We start from the raw sequence: 18441 nt of genomic DNA, 5'->3' as shown, positions 1-18441 counted from the left end.
TCGCCCATAGGATGGCGGGCCCTGAACCTGAACCGGTGAGCAGCGCTGCAGCAACCACCCCAGCCCCTTCAGCACCGGTGGTTCTGCCCAAGACCAGCGAAAGCGATCAACTGCTGAAGATTCGCCACTCCATGAGCCATGTGATGGCCATGGCTGTGCAGCAGTTGTTTCCCAAGGCGCGCGTCACCATCGGCCCCTGGACGGAAACAGGTTTCTATTACGACTTCGACAATCCCGATCCCTTCACCGAGGCCGACCTGAAGGCCATCAAGAAGGGGATGATCAAGATCATCAACAAGAAGCTGCCTCTCGAACGTGTCGAGGTGAGCCGCAACGAGGCCGAGGAAAAAATCAAAGCCCAGAACGAGCCCTACAAGCTCGAGATTCTTGAAGGACTGCAGGAGCCGATCACCCTCTACACCCTTGGTGAGGAATGGTGGGACCTCTGTGCTGGCCCCCACGTGGATCACACCGGCCAACTCAATGCCAAGGCCTTCGAGCTGGAAAGCGTGGCAGGCGCTTACTGGCGAGGTGATGAAACCAAAGCGCAGCTGCAACGCATCTACGGCACGGCCTGGGAAACCCCGGAACAGCTGGCGGAACACAAACGTCGCAAGGAAGAAGCGCTTCGCCGCGACCATCGCCGCATCGGCAAAGACCTCGACCTCTTCTCGATCGAGGATGAGGCCGGGGCTGGTCTGGTGTTCTGGCACCCCCGCGGTGCCCGCATGCGCCTGTTGATCGAGGAGTTCTGGCGCCAAGCCCACTTCGAGGGCGGATACGAGCTCCTTTACACCCCCCACGTGGCGGACATCAGCCTCTGGAAGACCTCAGGCCACCTCGACTTCTACGCCGAGAGCATGTTCGGCCCGATGGAGGTGGACGAACGGGAGTATCAGCTCAAGCCGATGAACTGCCCGTTCCACGTGCTCACCTACGCCAGCAAACTGCGCAGCTACCGGGAACTGCCGATCCGCTGGGCGGAGCTTGGAACGGTGTATCGCTACGAGCGGCCCGGTGTAATGCACGGTCTGATGCGGGTGCGGGGCTTCACCCAGGACGATGCCCACGTGTTCTGCCTGCCGGAGCAGATCAGCGACGAGATCCTGAAGATCCTCGATCTCACCGAACGGATTCTCTCCGCCTTCGATTTCAGCAATTACGAGATCAACCTCTCCACCCGCCCCGAGAAGTCCATCGGCGATGACGCCGTCTGGGACCTGGCCACCAAGGGACTGATTGAAGCCCTGGAGCGCAAGGGTTGGGCCTACAAAATCGATGAAGGCGGCGGTGCGTTCTACGGCCCGAAAATCGACCTCAAGATCGAAGACGCCATCGGCAGGATGTGGCAGTGCTCCACGATCCAACTGGATTTCAATCTGCCGGAACGGTTCGAGCTCGACTACATCGCCGCCGACGGCAGCAAGCAGCGGCCGATCATGATCCACCGCGCCATCTTCGGTTCGCTGGAGCGTTTCTTCGGGATCATGACCGAGAACTACGCCGGCGATTACCCCTTCTGGCTGGCCCCCGAGCAGGTGCGTCTGCTGCCGGTCACCGACGAGGTGCAGCCCTACGCCGACCAAGTGTTGGACCAACTCACCAAAGCTGGCGTTCGCGCCACGATCGACCGCAGCGGTGACCGGCTCGGCAAATTGATCCGCACCGGCGAACAGATGAAGATCCCCGTGCTGGCGGTCATCGGTGCCAAGGAGGCGGAGCAGAACGCCGTGAGCCTTCGCAGCCGACGGGACGGTGAACTTGGGGTCACAGCGGTGGCCGACCTTCTCAGTGCTGCCCAGATGGCCAACAGCGAGCGCGCCGCGGGCCTGGAGCTGAACCGATGACGGATTCCCCTGTGCAGCACCTGGCCGATCTCTCACGGCTGCGGGGAGCGCCGGAGTTGCCTCCCCAGATCAGAAACGAGCTGCGAGGAGAACTCGATCAAGCGATGGCCCAGGCCAGCTGGTTCACCATCGGCGTCATGGCCCCGTCCAGGGAGCAGGCTCTCACAGCGCTGCGCAGCCTCGAGCAAAGCCAACAATGGGAGCCGCTGGAGCTCGTCGACAGCCCCGAGGAGCAGGGCCCTGTTTTCCTGAAAGCCAATCAGAAGGGGGGCACGATCCGCATTCGGATCGAGCACGGCCTTGGCGAAGGAATTCTGATCAGTGGCCACGGTGACGACGACACAATGCCAAGCACCACCTGGGGACCGCTTCCACTGGACTTCTTCTCCTGAGCCAACCACGCTGGTAGGAGTTGCCGCAGCCCTGGATGGCCACCAGCACACTCCTGGCGGGGGACATGGGAGGCACCAAGACTCTGCTTGCTCTCTACGGGAGTGAGGCGGGCCAGCTTCGCCTGCTGCATCAGGAACGCTTCCGCTCGGGAGAATGGCCATCCCTTGAGCCGATGCTCGAGGCCTTCCTCAACAATCGCCCCGCCGCTCTCCCGGCTCCAGCGCATGCCTGCATCGCCGTTGCCGGTCCGGTGCGACACAGGGAGGCCAGGATCACCAACCTGCCCTGGCGGTTGCGGGAGGCCGACCTGGCGCGGGCTGCTGGCATGGAACAGCTCGAGCTGGTGAATGATTTCGGCGTGCTGATTTACGGGCTGCCCCATTTCGACAGCCATCAGCAGGTGATCCTTCAGAAGGGCCACCAAGACAAGGGCCCCCTGGCCATTCTTGGAGCAGGCACCGGTCTTGGCATGGCGCGAGGCCTGCAGAGCGAACAGGGACTGGTGGCCCTGGCGAGCGAAGGAGGGCACCGCGAATTTGCTCCGCGCAACGAAGCGGAATGGGAGCTGGCCTGCTGGCTCAAACAAGACCTCGGCGTCAGCCGCCTTTCGATCGAACGCATCGTGAGTGGCACCGGCCTGGGGCATGTGGCCCACTGGCTGCTTCAGAAACCCGATGCCGCCATGCACCCCCTGCGCAGCGTGGCTGAGGCTTGGCGGCGCAACAGTTCCAACGATCTTCCCGCTCAGGTGAGCGTTGCCGCTGAAGGGGGTGATCCCTTGATGCAACGCGCTACACAGCTTTGGCTGGAGGCCTATGGCTCAGCGGCAGGCGATCTTGCCCTTCAGGAACTCTGCACAGGAGGCCTCTGGGTTGGCGGGGGCACCGCATCAAAACAATTGAAAGGACTGCAATCCGCCAGCTTTCTCAATGCGATGCGCGACAAGGGACGCTTCCGCGAACTGATCGAAGGGATGCAGGTCACAGCAGTGATCGATCCCGATGCCGGACTGTTCAGTGCAGCCTGTCGCGCCCGGATGCTGGCGGAGTCAGGTGGGACACTGGCCTGAGCAGAGGATCAGCGATGGCGCAGCCGCGCATCGGTCAGAAAGTGGTAGTGGACGTCCCGGCAACCACCGCCAATCTCGGCCCCGGATTTGACTGCCTCGGTGCAGCCCTTGATCTGAACAACCGCTTCGCGATGCGGCGGATCGAAGGGGGCGGTGAACGATTTGAGCTGATTATTGAGGGAACGGAAGGCAGTCACCTCCGGGGTGGGCCGGAGAACCTCGTTTACCGAGCGGCCCAACGGGTGTGGAAAGCGGCTGGGCTGGAACCCGTCGCCCTTGAGGCACGGGTGCGTCTTGCCGTGCCGCCGGCACGGGGGCTGGGCAGCAGTGCCACGGCGATCGTGGCGGGATTGATGGGAGCCAATGCCCTCGTCGGTGAGCCTCTCTCCAAGGAGAAGCTGCTGGAGCTGGCCATCGATATCGAAGGTCACCCGGACAACGTTGTGCCCTCCCTTCTGGGGGGCCTCTGCATGACCGCCAAGGCCGCCTCTCAGCGCTGGCGCGTGGTGCGTTGCGAATGGACGCCGAGCGTGAAGGCCGTCGTGGCGATTCCATCGATTCGCCTGAGCACAAGCGAAGCCCGCCGGGCCATGCCCAAGGCCATCCCCGTTGGCGACGCTGTGGTCAACCTGGGTGCCCTGACACTGCTGCTGCAAGGGCTGCGCACCGGCAATGGTGATCTGATCTCCGACGGCATGCATGATCGTTTGCACGAGCCTTACCGCTGGCGCCTGATCAAAGGCGGCGACCAGGTCAAACAGGCCGCCATGGACGCGGGAGCCTGGGGTTGCGCCATCAGCGGAGCCGGACCAAGCGTTCTGGCTCTGTGCGAGGAAGACAAAGGCCCAGCCGTCAGCCGAGCCATGGTCAAAGCCTGGGAGGCTGCCGGGGTCGCCAGCCGCGCGCCGGTGCTGAATTTGCAGACCTCAGGCAGCCACTGGCAACCGGCCGACGATGAGTAGATCCACCTAAACAGGGCATTCAGCCCTGTTAGCTTTGTTAAAGATTGCGGACACGGAATGGATGCTGGGTTAGCAGAGCTTGCTGTCTCGGGCAGTCCCTTCCCTTGGTTGTCACTGATTGTGCTGTTGCCGGCGGCAGCAGCTCTGGTTCTGCCTCTGGTTCCGAGCAGCGAAGAGAAGCCATCCTCCGCGCCCAAGATCATCACCTTGGTCGTCCTTCTGGTCGATCTTCTTTTGATGATGGGGGTGTTCGCCACCCGCTTCGACCCCAGCACTGAAGGGCTGCAGCTGGTGGAGCGGGTGAGCTGGCTCCCAGCACTCGGCCTCGAATGGTCCCTTGGTGTGGATGGTCTTTCAGCACCTCTTGTGGTGCTCAGCGGCCTGGTCACGTTCCTGTCTGTGGCGGCCAGCTGGTCGGTTCAGCGCAAATCACGGCTGTACTTCGCCCTGATGCTTGTGCAGGCCTCGGCCCAGGGCCTGGTGTTTCTGTCGCAGGACTTCCTGCTCTTCTTCCTGGCCTGGGAGCTGGAACTTGTTCCCGTCTACCTGCTGATTGCCATCTGGGGAGGACAAAACCGCCAGTACGCCGCCACCAAATTCATCCTCTACACGGCCTTGGCCTCTCTGCTGATTCTGATCAGCGGCCTGGCACTGGCCCTCTCCGGTGACACGTTCACCTTCAACATCACGGAACTGGCGGCCCGTTCTCCCGGCGGCAGCTTCGGCCTGTTGTGTTACGTGGGTTTCTTGATTGGCTTCGGCGTGAAACTGCCGATGTTCCCGCTTCACACCTGGCTGCCCGATGCCCACGGTGAGGCCAACGCTCCGGTGTCGATGCTGCTGGCCGGGGTGCTCCTGAAGATGGGCGGTTACGCCCTGCTGCGCTTCAACGTGCAGATGCTTCCTGAAGCGCACGCCACCCTGGCGCCAGCCCTGGTGATCCTTGGGATCGTGAACATCGTTTACGGCGCCCTCAACGCCTTCGCCCAGGACAACGTGAAACGCAGGATTGCCTGCAGTTCCGTGAGCCACATGGGCTTTGTGCTGGTGGGGATCGGTGCCGTTGATGCCCTGGGAATCAGCGGCGCCATGCTCCAGATGGTGAGCCATGGCCTGATCGCAGCCGCGATGTTCTTCGTGACGGGCGTGTTCTACGAGCGAACCAAAACCCTCTCGATCCCCAACATGGGAGGACTAGCCAAAGCGCTGCCCATCACGTTTGCCTTCTTCCTGGCCAGCTCCCTGGCGTCGCTGGCGCTGCCCGGCATGAGTGGCTTCATCAGTGAAATCACCGTGTTCCTCGGCATCACCAGCCAGGAAGCCTTCACGTCCGTGTTCCGATCGATCACCGTTCTGCTGGCCGCCATCGGACTAGTGCTCACACCGATTTATCTGCTCTCCATGTGCCGACGGGTGTTCTTTGGCCCCAGGATTCCGGCCCTGGCCAGCGTCGCTGACATGCGCCCCAGGGAGCTGGTGATTGGCCTGAGCCTGCTGGTGCCAACCCTGGTGATCGGCATCTGGCCCCGCATTGCCATGGACCTCTACGAAGCTTCCACCAACGCTCTGGCCCTGCAGTTCATTGCCAGCTGAGATGTCGACTATTTCCCCCCTCCTGCGCGGCCAAGGGCTTCCCGAGTTCCGGGCCATCTCCCCTGAGCTCGTCAGCACAGACATCCCGGTTTTGCTCGCACAGCTGGATCAGGACTTCACTGCTCTCGAGCAGGCTCTTGAGACAGCCCTCGCCGGCCCCTCGAAGCTGTCCTGGGATCGGGTGATGCAACCGCTGCAGGCCATCGGCGAACGACTGCGTTGGAGCTGGGGTGTGGTGTCACACCTCAATGGCGTCTGCAATTCCCCTGAGCTGCGCGATGCCCATTCCGCCCAGCAACCGGATGTTGTGCGCCTCAGCAACCGGCTTGGCCAAAGCCAGATTCTTCATCGGGCCTTGATGGCCCTCCAAAGCGATCCCTCCGAACCGCTCAACCCAACCCAGGAGCGGATCCTGAAATCCGAGCTGCTCTCGATGCAGCAGCGCGGTGTTGGCCTCAGTGGCGATGAGAAGGCAGCCTTCAACAGCACCAGTGAACGCCTGGCTGCTCTCTCCACCCAGTTCGGCAACCACGTGCTCGATGCAACGCAGCAGTGGACCCTGAAACTCAGCCAGCCCCATGAGGTGGAAGGCCTGCCACAACGGGCCTTGGAGGCACTGGCCGCCGCAGCGCGTGAAGCAGGGGATGCTGATGCATCTGCGGAGTCCGGACCATGGCTGCTGGGACTGGACATGCCCCGCTATCTGCCCTTCCTCACGCACGCCAACAACCGATCCCTGCGGGAGAAGGCCTATCGCGCCCATGTGGGGCGGGCCAGTGAAGGCGAACTCGACAACCGGGCACTGATCGAGGAGATCCTGACCCTGAGGCGCGAGCAAGCGTCCCGCCTGGGCTATGCCCATTGGGCTGACCTCAGCCTCAGCGCCAAGATGGCTGACGATGTTTCGGCGGTGGAAGCACTGCTGGAAGAACTGCGTGCTGCGGCATACCCAGCAGCTGAGCAAGAGCTGCAGGATCTCCAAGCCATCGCCAGGAAGCACAAGTCCCCCGAAGCCGATGAGCTGGCTCCCTGGGACATCGCCTACTGGTCGGAGAAGTTGCGCCAATCCCGGTTCGATCTGGACCAAGAGGCGCTGCGTCCCTGGTTCCCGCTGCCGCAGGTGCTCAAAGGCCTGTTCAGTCTTTGTACGCGTCTGTTCGACGTTGAGATCGTTGCCGCCGACGGCGAGGCACCGACGTGGAACGACGATGTGCGCTTCTTCCGGGTGAAGCGCTCCGATGGCACACCGATTGCCGGCTTCTACCTCGACCCCTACAGCAGACCCGCCAGCAAACGCGGTGGGGCCTGGATGGATGAATGCCTGGGCCTAAGCAAGAAACCCGATGGCTCTGTAGTGCTGCCGGTGGCCTACCTGGTCTGCAACCAGACCCCACCTGTGGGCGACACGCCCAGCCTGATGAGCTTCGAGGAAGTGGAGACCCTCTTCCATGAATTCGGCCATGGGCTCCAGCACATGCTCACCACCGTTGAGGAACCGGAAGCCGCCGGCATCAGCAACGTGGAATGGGATGCCGTGGAACTCCCCAGCCAGTTCATGGAGAACTGGTGTCTTGATCACGCCACCTTGATGGGCATGGCGCGCCACTGGCAAACCGGTGAACCCCTGCCTGAGTCGGAATTCAACAAGCTACGCAGCAGCCGCACCTTCAATGCAGGCCTCGCCACTCTGCGGCAGGTTCACTTTGCCCTGAGTGATCTTCGTCTCCACAGCCAGTGGACCCCTGAACTCGGCGTCAGCCCAGATGGACTGCGCCGTGAGATCGCGGCCACCACCACCGTAATGGATCCCATCCCGGAGGATCAGTTCCTCTGCGCCTTCGGCCACATCTTCGCGGGGGGCTACTCCGCCGGGTACTACTCCTACAAGTGGGCTGAGGTGCTCAGCGCAGATGCCTTCTCCGCTTTTGAGGAGGTGGGTCTGGATCAGGAGGATCAGGTTCGTGAAACGGGAGCCCGCTTCCGCGACACCGTGCTCAGCCTCGGTGGCAGCCGCTCCCCGTCTGAGGTGTTTGAAGCCTTCCGAGGCCGTCCTGCCAGCACCGAAGCCCTGATTCGCCATTCCGGCCTGGTGGCCGCGGCCTGAGCTCAGGCGCGCAAGCTGCTGCAGAGCCGTCGAATCGCGGCGGGGTGGCTGATCAGTTGCTGATGGGTCCAGACCGGTATTTCCTCACACCGGCCCAAGGGCAGAACGGCCCTCCAGCCGGGGCAGACCATCAGATCCCAGCGGCAAAAGAAACTGGAGCAGTCGACCCCAGCCAGGGCATCGGGTTGGCGATTCAGCTCGCGCAGCAGGCGACTGCCCACTTTCATGTCTGCCGCACCGGCGAGGAGCGGGCGGGGAATCATCTGAGCAACCAGGGTGCCCTTCTGCGGGCTGCCCACACTGAGGAAGCGCCGGGTGCGCTGCACCCCCCCCAGTTCCTGCAGCCAGATCCTGCCGATCACGCCCCCCATCGAAAAACCCAGAAGATCAACCCTGGTGTCAGCACCAAAGCGCTGCTGGATGTGCTGATCCAGGCGAGAGGCCAGCTGCCGCAGGGGAATCCAACCCAGACCATGGGGCAGATGCGGCGCCAGCAGCGGGCGATCGGGCTGGTCCAACCCCTGAATCAATCGATGAAACAGGCGGGGCGTGTCCCAGAGACCATGGACCAGCACCAACGGGATGCTCACAGGGCTGATCTCCCGCCATGGCGGGAGCGTTCCACGAACACGCGGCCGTTAAATCCTGGAACCGGTGCAGCACATTTGGTCAACCGCAGCCAGACCGGGATGGGCCCGTACAACGTTTCGAGCCGATCCAGCATCTGCTCGCTGAAGTGCTCGATCGTGAGGCAACGCACCTGCCGGGACAAGCCTTGCAGGGCCTGAATGGCCACGCCGTAGTCCAGGCTCCGGCTCAGGTCGTCGGCCACGGCAGCAGCCTTCAGATCGAGCTGAACACTGAAATCAAGGCTGAACCATTGGCCATCCCGACGTTCGTATTCCAACACCCCGACGTGGGCCCACAACCGCAGGTCCCTCACACCGATGCAATCCATCAGAGCGGCCGATCGATGTGGGTGAAGACGCGGCTGCCGTTGGCGTAGTCGGCAGCGATGTGGCCCTCGCCGCGCAACCGATAGCGGTAGGTCACCAACCCTTCCAGACCAACGGGTCCGCGGGGCGGCAGGGTCTGGGTGCTGATGCCCACCTCAGCGCCGAATCCGTAACGGAAGCCATCGGCGAAGCGGCTGGAGCAGTTGTGATAAACGCCTGCGCTATCCACCGCCGCAAGGAAACGATCAGCCGCCTGGGCATCCTCCGTCAGGATCACTTCAGTGTGACGCGAGCCATAGGAGCGGATGTGATCGGTGGCTGCCTCGAGATCGTCCACCAGCTTCACCGCCAGGATCAGATCCAGATACTCCGTGCTCCAGTCCTCCTCCGTGGCCGCTTCCGCCACACCAAGGGCCACGCTCTCGGCATCGCCCAGAAGCTGCACCCCGGCAGCAGCGAAGGCCGGCAGCGCAGCGGCGAGAAAAGGCTGCGCAATCGAGCGGTGCACCAACAAGGTCTCAATGGCGTTGCAGGCGGCGGGGTACTGGCTCTTGCTGTCCACCGCCACCCGAACGGCTTTGTCGACGTCGGCCGCCGCATCCACGTAGAGGTGACACACCCCATCGGCATGGCCCAGCACCGGAATGCGGGTGTTGTCCTGGATGAAGCGCACCAGTTCGTTGCTTCCCCTGGGAATGATCAGGTCCACGAGGCCATCGAGACGCAACAAGGCCAGGCTTTCTTGACGGGTGGTGAGCAGAGCCAGGGCATCGGCAGACACCGGACTGGCCGCCAGGCCTGCCTGCAGGGCCTCCATCACAGCCTCATTGGTGCAGCGAGCCTCACTGCCCCCTTTCAACAGAGCACCGTTGCCCGAACGGATCGCCAGCGAGGCGATCTGCATCACCGCATCCGGCCTGGCTTCAAAGATCACACCCACCACCCCGAGCGGAACGGAGACCCGTTCCAGCACCAGGCCCTGATCCAGCTCCCGATGCAACTGACGACAACCCAGCGGGTCACTGAGGCTGGCCACCTTGCGGACGCCATCAATGGCCGCCGCCAACTTGGTGTCATCCAGCTTCAGCCGCGCCATCAAAGCCGGCGCCAACCCCTCGGCTGCAGAGCGTTGGAGGTCTTCACGGTTGGCCGCGAGGATGCTTTCCGCACGGTCGGTCAGCGCGTCCGCCATCGCCTGAAGCGCCTGAGCTCTCTGGCCGTCATCGGTCTGCCCCAGATCAACAGCAGCACGGCGGACAGCCGCGGCACGCTGCAGCAACGCAGCAGAAGGCTCTGGAACGCTGGACATCAAGGCAATCAATCTGGAGCCATCATCCCGTTCAGCCGCTGCAGAGCGAGTCGCGCAGCCCCCAGGCGTCCAGCGCCGTTCCCCAGACAGGCGGCTTCGATCCGCAACCCCTCCCTTGAGACGGCCTGAACCCGCGACTCCACCTCGCGGCGCACCGCTGGCAGAAAGTGGCGGGCAGCACCGGCCAGGCCGCCACCCAGCAACACCAACTGCGGCGTGAACACGTACACCAGCGAAGCAACGCCACAGCCCAGGCGCTCGCCGTAACGGCTCCAAACCTCCAGGGCCTCCGGATCACCAGCATCGGCCTCTGCACTGAGCTCGCGGGGATCGCGATCACACAAGCGCCGCAGGCCGGTGATGCTGGCGAACTGCTCCAGGGAGCCACGGTTACCGCTGTTGCAGGCCGGACCATCGGGCTGAACCCCGATCAGACCGGGTTCCGCTGCAGCGCCGTTGTGGCCCGTGAACAGCTCACCCCTTAGAAGCACCCCCCCTCCCACACCGGTTCCGAGGGTCAGCAGCACCACATCATCAACACCACGGGCGGCGCCCAGCCAGGCCTCACCGACCACCGCACAGTTGCCATCGTTGGCAAGGGTGACCCGGCGGTTGAGCCTGGACTCCAGCCAATCCGACAGCGGCACGTCCTCCCAGCCGGGCAGGTTGATGCAAACCCGGGCCACCCGAGCCGCCGCATCCATGGGACCGGGGAGGCCAATGCCGACCGCCTCAGCCGCATGCTCAGGATCAATCTGTTCAATGGCGTCACACAGGGCCATCGTTACGGCGCCAGGTACGGCGGGCTGCGGTGTGGGGCATTGCGCCTCAGCCAGCACCGTTCCATCAGCACGAATCCGGGCCAGCTTGATCGCCGTGCCCCCGAGATCCACTCCAATCACCTGCGCGGTAGGCATGGCTCAGAACCGGAAGAACACCTGCAACTGGCTCTGCCAGGTGCCATTGGCATCCATGGCCGCGGAAACTGACGTGGTCGGTGTCAGCCGATAGGAGACCGTTCCTTGTGGAGGAACTTCAACATCGGTTGTGTTCGGTGCCATCAGTAAGGAGAGGTTGAGTTTGTCGGTCAGCGCCAAACCAAACTCAGTCACCACTGTCAATGTCGGCGGAACGTTGCCGGAGGTGCGCTCCTTCTCTGATTTCACCTCGGGGTTGACGTAGGTGGGGAAGATCGCCACCTGAAGCCGTTGCCCCATGGCATCGGTCAACGTGCCCAGCACCGGTGAGAGCAGCGACTGACTCAGCATCGTGGCCAACGCGGCTCCCCCATTACTGCCTAAAGAAGCCAGGGAATTGCCACCGATCAAACCCAACAGCTGTTGCTCGCTCATCGGGGGTGAGCTTCGTAAAACAAGATTGTTTCTGTCACCCAGACGGTTGGCCGGGCCAGTGGCCTGGACCATGACCTTCACCAGTCGAAGCTGGCCAACCGCGGCGTGAGCGCTGCCAGTGCCATTTGAAGCAAAGAGGTTGGTGCTGGTGAGCTGATCGCTGTTGCCAGCGGTAACGGTGTCGGAGACCCTGGCTTGCATAGCGACATCTACGTAGGGAATAAGTCCCAACGAGGGCGTGAACACCGCAACGTTCTCCTCCTGCGGATCCAAACGGAGGGGAGCGAGAGGAGGAATCCAGATCCTGCCGGCATTAAGCCGGATCACCCCTCTTGCCTGCAGAGAGGGGTCGACAGGGCCATTCAGTGTCACCACACCCCCCCCTTGAAAACTGATCGAGGGCATCAGCACCCTGGTGTCCGGCCCGAGGGCTAGCCGAAGGTTCTCAAGGCGGATGGCGGACAGCGTTGGCATGAACCGTTGCAGCTGATCCGGAGCTTGGATGGATCGGTTGGGACCCATCAGGACCAGGGGTTCCTGGAAGTCCCACTCCTCCTCCAAAAGTGTGTTCAACGCCTGAGGACCGAGCTGCACCGCCGCTGAGGAGCCCTCCACTCCGGTGGGAACCGGGGCCTGAATTCCGCCCCGCCGCAACCGTCCGAAGAAGCCGGACTGCGGCCGAAGCGTGCCCCGCGACAGGTCCAGATGTCCGGAGAGGACGGGTTGCAGCAAAGCTCCAGAAACCTGCAGTTCGCCATCGGCCTGGAACTGCACGATCGGCTGTCGAATCTGAGCTTGGCTGAGTTGCAGGGTGAGCGGTGAAGACCCGTTCTGGGGGGTGAATAAGCCAAGGCTTCCTGAACCGCGCAGCAAGCCGCCGCGGCCCACTTCAGCCTCCAGGCGTTGCACCAAGACGCGATCGAAATCGAACAGGATCGAGGCGTTGATCCGACTCAGCTCCTGTTCACCGATGCTGAGATCTCCATTGCTGACCACCACAAAGCCATTGGCTTGCGGTTGGTTCAACGGCCCGCGCAGCAACAGCCGCAGATTGGTGCTGCCCCGCTTCACTGCCAGGGAATCCTCAGCGAGAAGCGTCAACACGCCAAGGGCATCCCCATGGCTTTCCAGCCTCAGGTTCAAATCCGAATCAGGGTTGAAAGGCACCGTGCCGGCCACGGTGACGGGTTCCTTGCTCTCGCCTCCCTTCAGGGCCAGGTTCAGGCGGATCAAATCACGCTCAACGACAACCGATCGCTGCTCCAACTGCAGGGGCTGGCCCGCCAGGCTGGCGGAGTCGAGCAGCAGATCGGAAACCAGCAGGGGGGCCGTTCCGCTGAGGTCGTAGCGGCCGCGGATGCCAACACTGCCGCGGAGCTGCGGCGGCACAGGAGCCAACAACGCCAGCAGAGAGAGCGGAACCTGCAGCAGGGAGAGGTCACCGGATCCACCGTGCAACGGGCCGCGAAGCGTGGCGACCATCGGTTCAAGCTGGAGTGCTTTGGCCTGGTCATCCCCTTCAATCCAAAGGTGGGCCTTGGCGATCAGATCGGCCTTCAGGCGCTTTGGATCAGGACCGTCGATCGTTCCCGACAGATTGACCCGCCCCTCCAGACGCTCCAGCTCAGGACCCTTGCGGGGGTGAGCCAGGGCATAGGCCTCAATCGCCCGGCGCGATGCCGCCAGTGCTTGCAACTGACCATCAAGCGACCCACCAAAGGTGTTGATGAACAGGGTTCCGAGATCCTCGGCACGGCCGGGGGCCAGGCCCGGTTCGGGATCGCTCCCTCTCAACTGACGGGCCAGAAGCGTCAGCCAGGTGACATCCAGGCCTTCGGCCTCGATGCCGCTGTGCATCCAGCCACCCAGATCGCCACGGGCCTTCAGCCGAATGCTGCCCTGCAATGGCGTCAGTGCTGCATCGGCCTGAAAACGGCCATCCCCGAGGGAACCCTCCAGCTCGAGGCTCTGCACGGCAACTCCCGCCATCGAGCCGTCCGCAATGACGGCAGACCCACGGATCGCGAGGGGGCCCATGGCAAGGCTCCCTGCACCCGAGAGCTGACCTGCCACCGCTTTGAGCTGGTTGACCGGAGGCACGATGAAACGAAGTCCATCGATGTTGAGGTCCGCTGCACGCCAGTGGTAGCGGCGTTGCTCTCCAGCCGGATCCAGCCCGTGCAAGCGCAACTGCCCCTCACCCCGGCGCAAGAGCACGGTCTTGGGCCAAGCATCGGCATCGAGTTCAGCCACGAGCGAGCCGGGCACGACAGGCTGCTGGGCCGCCATCGCCAGACGAGCCCCACGGCCCAGTTCACCGTTGAGGCTGCCTTGCCAGCGTTCGGGAACCTGCAAGGCACCAACGCGGGGTTGATTCAGCGTCAGGCTGATGTCGGGCTGAAGCCCCGACAGAGGACCCTTCACGCGACCCCGCGCCGCCACCTGCCCGCCCAGCGGCGTACCGATCAAGGGGGTGAAACGGCTCAGGCTGAAAGGTTGGAGTTCAAAGCCGCTCTGAAGCTCACCGGTTTGCCACCGCCCCTGCACCAGTTGCACAGGAAGGCGCGCTTCCACCCGCAACAGCGGACTGGTGAAGTGATCCAGCACCAGGGCGGAGTCCTGCGAGGACCATCGGGTCTGAAACGACCACTCGTCCAGCATCGGGTTGGCTGCCTGGCCGAGCTTCAGGCTCAGCTCCGGTGAGGCCAACCCACCACTGACGTCGACGCTTCCAAGGAGCGGAGCGGTTTGGCCCAGTCCGGCCTGCAGGGTCGGCAGCGCAGACCAGAAGCGGGGATCGATCTGCAGCTCCGTGCTGCGCAGATCCAATCGGGATCCAATCGTCCCGGTCAGCCCGAAGCGCAGTCCCGGGGCACTGAGGCGGAGCCTGTCCACGGCAACAGACGGTTGCTGGTCTTGCAACCAGGGGGTGCGCCACTGAGCGTCCAGCGTCAGGGCTGTGTTGAGCCCTGTGGCCTCAGGCAGCTGGATCTCACCATCTGCACTCCACCGGGGCTCCCCCCAGGGGCCCTGGATCCTGAGCTTCAACCGGTCCTGGCTTGCAGAGCTGAGGTCTGTATGGCGAACGTCAGCCTGGAGATCAAAGCTCTTGTTCAAGGCAACGGACCCTGAGGCCCGAGCCTCAAAGGCTCCAAAACGCAGTGTTGCGGGCTGCAAGGTGAGTTGATCGCCCTTGCAAGCGACCCTGAGGCGATTGCTGTTCAGCGCAGCAACTTCGAGACGCTTGAGGCTGAGCCCACCTCGACAGTTCAACGACCCATCGGCCCAGCCGATCTGAACATCTCCCTCCAAGGTTCCAGAGGCATCCAGATCCTGAGCGGGGGCGATGACGGCCCCCAACGGTTTCAGGTTGAGCCGATCCAGCCGCGTTCGAAGCCTGAAGCGAGGGCGATCCCAATGCCCTTGTGCATCGAGCCGCAGCACCCCTTCTGCGTCGAGCCAGCGAAGTTCCGATGCGGTACTGAAAAAAGCCTCCCCGAGCCTCACTGCGCCCCGACTGCGGAGTTCAAGGGTCTGCTGCTGAGGACCGAAACGGAGCAATGCAGGATCGGCCAATCGGTACTGCACGCCAAGTCGCGGCAGGGTGCCGTCGCCGCTCAGGGGCCCAAAGGTCCAGTGCCGACCAGCCTCATTGGCCTGCAACTGACCACGCAGCCTGTGCACCGTGATCTGCAGAACCGGTTGCAGACGCCGAAGACTCGCTAAGGGAGCAAGGCCGACCTCCAGCCCCGCCAGGCTCAGTTCAGAACGATCCGCCGCCGACGGCAAGATTCGACTCGGGCCGATGGCGATCCCCAGGCCCAAGGGGCGAAGTCCTTCGTAAGGGCCAAGATCCACGTCGTGGCCTAGAGGACCCGACAACGTGCGCTCCAAGCTGGGGCGCGCCCGGCTCAGGATGCCTTCGGCAGCGCGGTCAAGGGCGATCAAGCCTGCTGCTCCAGCCCCGACCAGAACAAAACTTCCCGCAACCAACCAGGTCCTGCGCCGCGTTTTCCCCATCAGACGCGGCGGTCTCCCCGGAATCTCGCGCAATATAAGGAGACTGTTTTCAGTCCACCAGACCCCATGGCCTTCGATCAGCTGCTGCTTACCGCCGCTCCCTGGCTGGGTTGGTCTGGGCTTGGGCTTGGAGCACTAACGGCAGTTGCCTTCCTCACCAAGTGGGGCATTCGGTTTCGACTGGTCGGCGTGAGCAGCTTCACCCTGCTGCTGGCCGTGAGTTGCTGGGCATTCGGCGTGAGCTACACACCGCCAGTGGTGGTGGAGGGTGCGGTGCGGGCACCGATCGTGTTCGATAACGGCAACGACCTGTTGGTCGCCCAGGTTCCTGCCGACCTGGCCCCAACCACAGTTCGAGCCACCCTGGAGCAATTGGAGGGCAACCTGCGCGGCTCAGGTCGCTCCAGCAGCACCGTGCTGGTGCGGTTGCGAGGCATCCAGGCGGAGGGCGATGGGCTGGGACGACCCGTCATCCTGGGCGAGGTGAGCAAGACCTTGCGTTGATGACGAACTTCAACGATGCGATCGAGGAGCTCCCCCAGTCGTTTCGCAGGGAACAACAGGAACTGGATCGGGCCGGTATCCAGCGCTGGTCCAGCATTCGTGATCTAACGGATCTGCAACTGAGCCAACTCGCCCGCAGTGGCCAGGCTTCGGCCCGAAACCTCAAACGGCTACGGGGCATGGCCGATTTGGTCTGCCGCTTGGATTTGCCTCCCCAGGACGCCGCGCTGCTGATGCATGCGGGCATCGCCACGCCCGCCGCTCTGGCGGCATGCACCCCTGAACGTCTCGTGCGCCAGACCGGAAGGCTGGAGCGCAGCCTTGGAACCAAACGGCCTGCCGTGGTGGATCTGCGGGTGGCCGGCGATTGGATCCGCCGCGCCAGGCAACTGGCGAACTGACCCCAGCCACCCTGCCTTGGCATCCAAACCTGCGTATGAACCTGTTATGGGCTTGAAACTCCTACGCACAGCGTTGATCGCTCTGGCGCTCCTGGGCTCACCTTTGCTCGTGGTTGCCGCTGACTCGGACTTGCTCAACAGCGTCAAACGCAATCCTGAAAAAGCAAAGGCCATGTGCCGTTCGTTCCGGCAAATGAACGCCAACGGCCGATCGCCATTCTCCAAGCCCTACATCAACCAGGTCGCCGCCAGCGAGAAGCTGAGTTTTCAGGATGCGGAAATCCTCATGACCTACATCGTGGGGATGCATTGCGCCGATGTCCGCTGAGACCAGCGGAATTGTCTGCCGGTCTGCAGCGCTGAGGACGGCCGATGGCGTGGTGCTGCGTTCACGGTTGTGGTATCCAAGCGGCGAAGGCCCCTGGCCTGCCCTGCTGATGCGGCAGCCCTACGGGAGCCGCATCGCCTCAACCGTGACCTACGCCCACCCCAGTTGGTGGGTGTCCCATGGCTTCCTGGTGGTCGTTCAGGACGTCCGAGGACAAGGCGAGTCGGAGGGACGTTTCCGGGGGTTTGGTCAGGAAGCAGCCGACACCCCCGCCACCCATGCCTGGGTGCGGCAGCTGCCGGAATGCAATGGACGCCTGGGGGTCTACGGGTTTTCGTATCAGGGCCTGACCCAGCTCACCGCAACTGAATCGGCCCCACCGCCGGAGTGCACAGCTCCGGCGATGGCCGGCCTGGACGAACGACGCCATTGGAGTTGTGAAGGCGGTGCCCACTGGTGGCACCTCGGCCTGGGATGGGGGCTGCAGCTGGCGGCCCTCCAGGCCCAGCGACGCGGAGATGCAACGGCCTGGCTGGAGATCCGCCGAAGCCTTGAAGACAACCGCTATTTGCGGGACGGACCAACCCTGCTGGAGCGCCATGACCCCGAAGGCATGGCCTGGAGCTGGTTGAACAACGACCCCAGCAACGACCAGCAGTGGACGGTTCATCACGCCCCGGAGAGCTGGCTCCAGCGGCCGATGCTGTTGATCGGTGGATGGTGGGATCCGCATCTGGTGGGTCTGCTGGACCTCTGGCATCGCAGCCAAGCGGCCGGCGGGCAGCCCTCCCTGCACATCGGGCCGGCCTCCCATCTGCAGTGGTGGCCGGAAACCCAGCAGCTGATGCTTCAGTTCTTCCAACAACATCTGCAGGATCGCCCCCCGCAGGAGCCGCAGCCCAGTCACCAGCTCTGGAACATCACCCAGCATCAGTGGAACGCGATCCCCGCACCCGCCACGGGCAGGTCAGCGTCATGGGGACTACGGAGCCATGGACTGGCCTGCATCGACCCAAGTGAAGGCGCCCTTGTGGCGGATGGAGAAGGAGAAGGAAGCGTGGTCATCGTTCACGACCCCTGGCGACCGGTTCCGGCCATCGGGGGACACCTCGGAACAAACCCTGGCCCCGCTGAGCGCACGGCCGTGGATCAACGCAGCGACGTCGCGACATTCACCAGCGCACCCCTGGTTGATGAGCTGCTGCTGTCAGGTCAACCGCACCTCCTGTTGGACGCCGAAGCGGACCAGCCCGGGTTTGATCTCTGCATCAGCCTCTCGCGCCTGCCCGCGGAAACCAACAGCGTTGATCAACTGAGCACGGGAGTCGTCCGGATTCGCGGAGAGGAGGCATTGCAGCCAGCCAGGCGCAGCGTGATCCTCCAGCCGCTGCACGCGAGCCTGGCTTGTGGCGATCGACTGAGGATCTCCGTTGCCGCAGCAGCGTGGCCCGCCATTGGCGTCAACCCTGGCCACGATGCCGTTGCCTGCGGAGCACCAAGCCCAGAGCATCGTGTGGTGACGCTGACACTGAAACTTGCTGGCTCCACCCTGCACCTGAACCCCTTTGATTCCGGCAGACTGAAGCTCGACTGACGTTTGTGC

Annotated in this window: 15 protein-coding genes; 10 read left to right on the top strand and 5 right to left on the bottom strand. The window is 63.4% G+C overall.

All coding sequences use genetic code 11. The features are described 5' to 3' along the window. Nucleotides 1–11: 11 nt before the first annotated feature. From thrS to NCN05_RS06955, 6 genes are read left to right on the top strand one after another with little or no spacing between them, the layout of a single operon-like run. Complete coding sequence (gene thrS / locus NCN05_RS06980; protein WP_250397574.1) at nucleotides 12–1847, top strand: threonine--tRNA ligase; 1836 nt, start codon at nucleotides 12–14, stop codon at nucleotides 1845–1847. Further along, on the top strand, nucleotides 1844–2239 hold the full coding sequence (locus NCN05_RS06975) for a DUF1824 family protein (protein WP_250397540.1): 396 nt from the start codon (nucleotides 1844–1846) through the stop codon (nucleotides 2237–2239). Before thrS ends, NCN05_RS06975 begins: the two co-directional genes overlap by 4 nt. 35 nt (nucleotides 2240–2274) lie before the next feature. Next, entirely contained in the window at nucleotides 2275–3309 is a 1035-nt protein-coding gene (locus NCN05_RS06970; RefSeq protein WP_250397539.1) for a glucokinase, read from the top strand. A gap of 14 nt (nucleotides 3310–3323) precedes the next feature. Further along, the gene (thrB, locus tag NCN05_RS06965; RefSeq protein WP_114988315.1) at nucleotides 3324–4271 is read left to right on the top strand and encodes a homoserine kinase; all 948 of its coding nucleotides are present in this window, start codon (nucleotides 3324–3326) and stop codon (nucleotides 4269–4271) included. A gap of 57 nt (nucleotides 4272–4328) precedes the next feature. Then, nucleotides 4329–5864, top strand: coding sequence for an NAD(P)H-quinone oxidoreductase subunit 4 (locus tag NCN05_RS06960; protein WP_250397538.1), 1536 nt, complete (start codon nucleotides 4329–4331; stop codon nucleotides 5862–5864). Nucleotide 5865: 1 nt separating this feature from the next. After that, nucleotides 5866–7968: a M3 family metallopeptidase gene (locus NCN05_RS06955; protein ID WP_250397537.1), complete on the top strand. Its 2103-nt coding sequence runs from the start codon at nucleotides 5866–5868 to the stop codon at nucleotides 7966–7968. A 2-nt stretch (nucleotides 7969–7970) separates the two neighbouring features. On the opposite strand, the gene NCN05_RS06950 is transcribed toward NCN05_RS06955, so the two are convergent. From NCN05_RS06950 to NCN05_RS06930, 5 genes are read right to left on the bottom strand one after another with little or no spacing between them, the layout of a single operon-like run. Continuing rightward, nucleotides 7971–8558 (bottom strand): esterase/lipase family protein, encoded by a 588-nt coding sequence (locus tag NCN05_RS06950; protein ID WP_250397536.1) that lies wholly within the window; start codon nucleotides 8556–8558, stop codon nucleotides 7971–7973. Continuing rightward, complete coding sequence (locus NCN05_RS06945) at nucleotides 8555–8926, bottom strand: dihydroneopterin aldolase (RefSeq protein ID WP_250397535.1); 372 nt, start codon at nucleotides 8924–8926, stop codon at nucleotides 8555–8557. Before NCN05_RS06945 ends, NCN05_RS06950 begins: the two co-directional genes overlap by 4 nt. Next, nucleotides 8926–10233 (bottom strand): glutamate-5-semialdehyde dehydrogenase, encoded by a 1308-nt coding sequence (locus NCN05_RS06940; RefSeq protein WP_250397534.1) that lies wholly within the window; start codon nucleotides 10231–10233, stop codon nucleotides 8926–8928. Before NCN05_RS06940 ends, NCN05_RS06945 begins: the two co-directional genes overlap by 1 nt. A gap of 8 nt (nucleotides 10234–10241) precedes the next feature. Then, complete coding sequence (locus NCN05_RS06935; protein ID WP_250397533.1) at nucleotides 10242–11150, bottom strand: ROK family protein; 909 nt, start codon at nucleotides 11148–11150, stop codon at nucleotides 10242–10244. A gap of 3 nt (nucleotides 11151–11153) precedes the next feature. After that, a complete protein-coding gene (locus NCN05_RS06930) occupies nucleotides 11154–15605 on the bottom strand; it encodes a translocation/assembly module TamB domain-containing protein (protein WP_250397532.1) in 4452 nt (1483 codons plus the stop codon). 66 nt (nucleotides 15606–15671) lie between these two features. On the opposite strand from NCN05_RS06930, the gene NCN05_RS06925 reads away from it, so the two are divergent. The 4 genes from NCN05_RS06925 to NCN05_RS06910 are packed head-to-tail and all read left to right on the top strand — an operon-like array spanning nucleotide 15672 to nucleotide 18432. Then, a complete protein-coding gene (locus NCN05_RS06925; RefSeq protein ID WP_250397531.1) occupies nucleotides 15672–16109 on the top strand; it encodes a Ycf51 family protein in 438 nt (145 codons plus the stop codon). Next, entirely contained in the window at nucleotides 16109–16510 is a 402-nt protein-coding gene (locus NCN05_RS06920) for a DUF4332 domain-containing protein (protein WP_114988324.1), read from the top strand. The genes NCN05_RS06925 and NCN05_RS06920 overlap by 1 nt, the downstream gene beginning before the upstream one ends. Before the next feature lie 46 nt (nucleotides 16511–16556). Next, nucleotides 16557–16838 carry a DUF8664 family protein gene (locus NCN05_RS06915; protein ID WP_244276158.1) on the top strand — a complete coding sequence of 94 codons (282 nt, stop codon included), beginning with the start codon at nucleotides 16557–16559 and terminating at the stop codon, nucleotides 16836–16838. Then, nucleotides 16828–18432, top strand: coding sequence for a CocE/NonD family hydrolase (locus NCN05_RS06910; RefSeq protein WP_250397530.1), 1605 nt, complete (start codon nucleotides 16828–16830; stop codon nucleotides 18430–18432). Before NCN05_RS06915 ends, NCN05_RS06910 begins: the two co-directional genes overlap by 11 nt. The last annotated feature ends 9 nt before the right edge of the window (nucleotides 18433–18441 follow it).

This window comes from Synechococcus sp. MU1651, from assembly GCF_023630635.1.
Taxonomy (GTDB): Bacteria; Cyanobacteriota; Cyanobacteriia; order PCC-6307; family Cyanobiaceae; genus Parasynechococcus.
The sequence above is the reverse complement of the archived record's forward strand: the minus strand, read 5'-3'. Positions and strand labels throughout refer to the sequence as shown.

Bases quoted from the DNA above. Each gene is read 5' to 3' on its own strand.
- thrS (WP_250397574.1), top strand. From the start codon at position 12: ATGGCGGGCCCTGAACCTGAACCGGTGAGCAGCGCTGCAGCAACCACC.
- NCN05_RS06975 (WP_250397540.1), top strand. From the start codon at position 1,844: ATGACGGATTCCCCTGTGCAGCACCTGGCCGATCTCTCACGGCTGCGG.
- NCN05_RS06970 (WP_250397539.1), top strand. From the start codon at position 2,275: ATGGCCACCAGCACACTCCTGGCGGGGGACATGGGAGGCACCAAGACT.
- thrB (WP_114988315.1), top strand. From the start codon at position 3,324: ATGGCGCAGCCGCGCATCGGTCAGAAAGTGGTAGTGGACGTCCCGGCA.
- NCN05_RS06960 (WP_250397538.1), top strand. From the start codon at position 4,329: ATGGATGCTGGGTTAGCAGAGCTTGCTGTCTCGGGCAGTCCCTTCCCT.
- NCN05_RS06955 (WP_250397537.1), top strand. From the start codon at position 5,866: ATGTCGACTATTTCCCCCCTCCTGCGCGGCCAAGGGCTTCCCGAGTTC.
- NCN05_RS06945 (WP_250397535.1), bottom strand. From the start codon at position 8,926: ATGGATTGCATCGGTGTGAGGGACCTGCGGTTGTGGGCCCACGTCGGG.
- NCN05_RS06940 (WP_250397534.1), bottom strand. From the start codon at position 10,233: ATGTCCAGCGTTCCAGAGCCTTCTGCTGCGTTGCTGCAGCGTGCCGCG.
- NCN05_RS06935 (WP_250397533.1), bottom strand. From the start codon at position 11,150: ATGCCTACCGCGCAGGTGATTGGAGTGGATCTCGGGGGCACGGCGATC.
- NCN05_RS06930 (WP_250397532.1), bottom strand. From the start codon at position 15,605: ATGGGGAAAACGCGGCGCAGGACCTGGTTGGTTGCGGGAAGTTTTGTT.
- NCN05_RS06925 (WP_250397531.1), top strand. From the start codon at position 15,672: ATGGCCTTCGATCAGCTGCTGCTTACCGCCGCTCCCTGGCTGGGTTGG.
- NCN05_RS06920 (WP_114988324.1), top strand. From the start codon at position 16,109: ATGACGAACTTCAACGATGCGATCGAGGAGCTCCCCCAGTCGTTTCGC.
- NCN05_RS06915 (WP_244276158.1), top strand. From the start codon at position 16,557: ATGGGCTTGAAACTCCTACGCACAGCGTTGATCGCTCTGGCGCTCCTG.
- NCN05_RS06910 (WP_250397530.1), top strand. From the start codon at position 16,828: ATGTCCGCTGAGACCAGCGGAATTGTCTGCCGGTCTGCAGCGCTGAGG.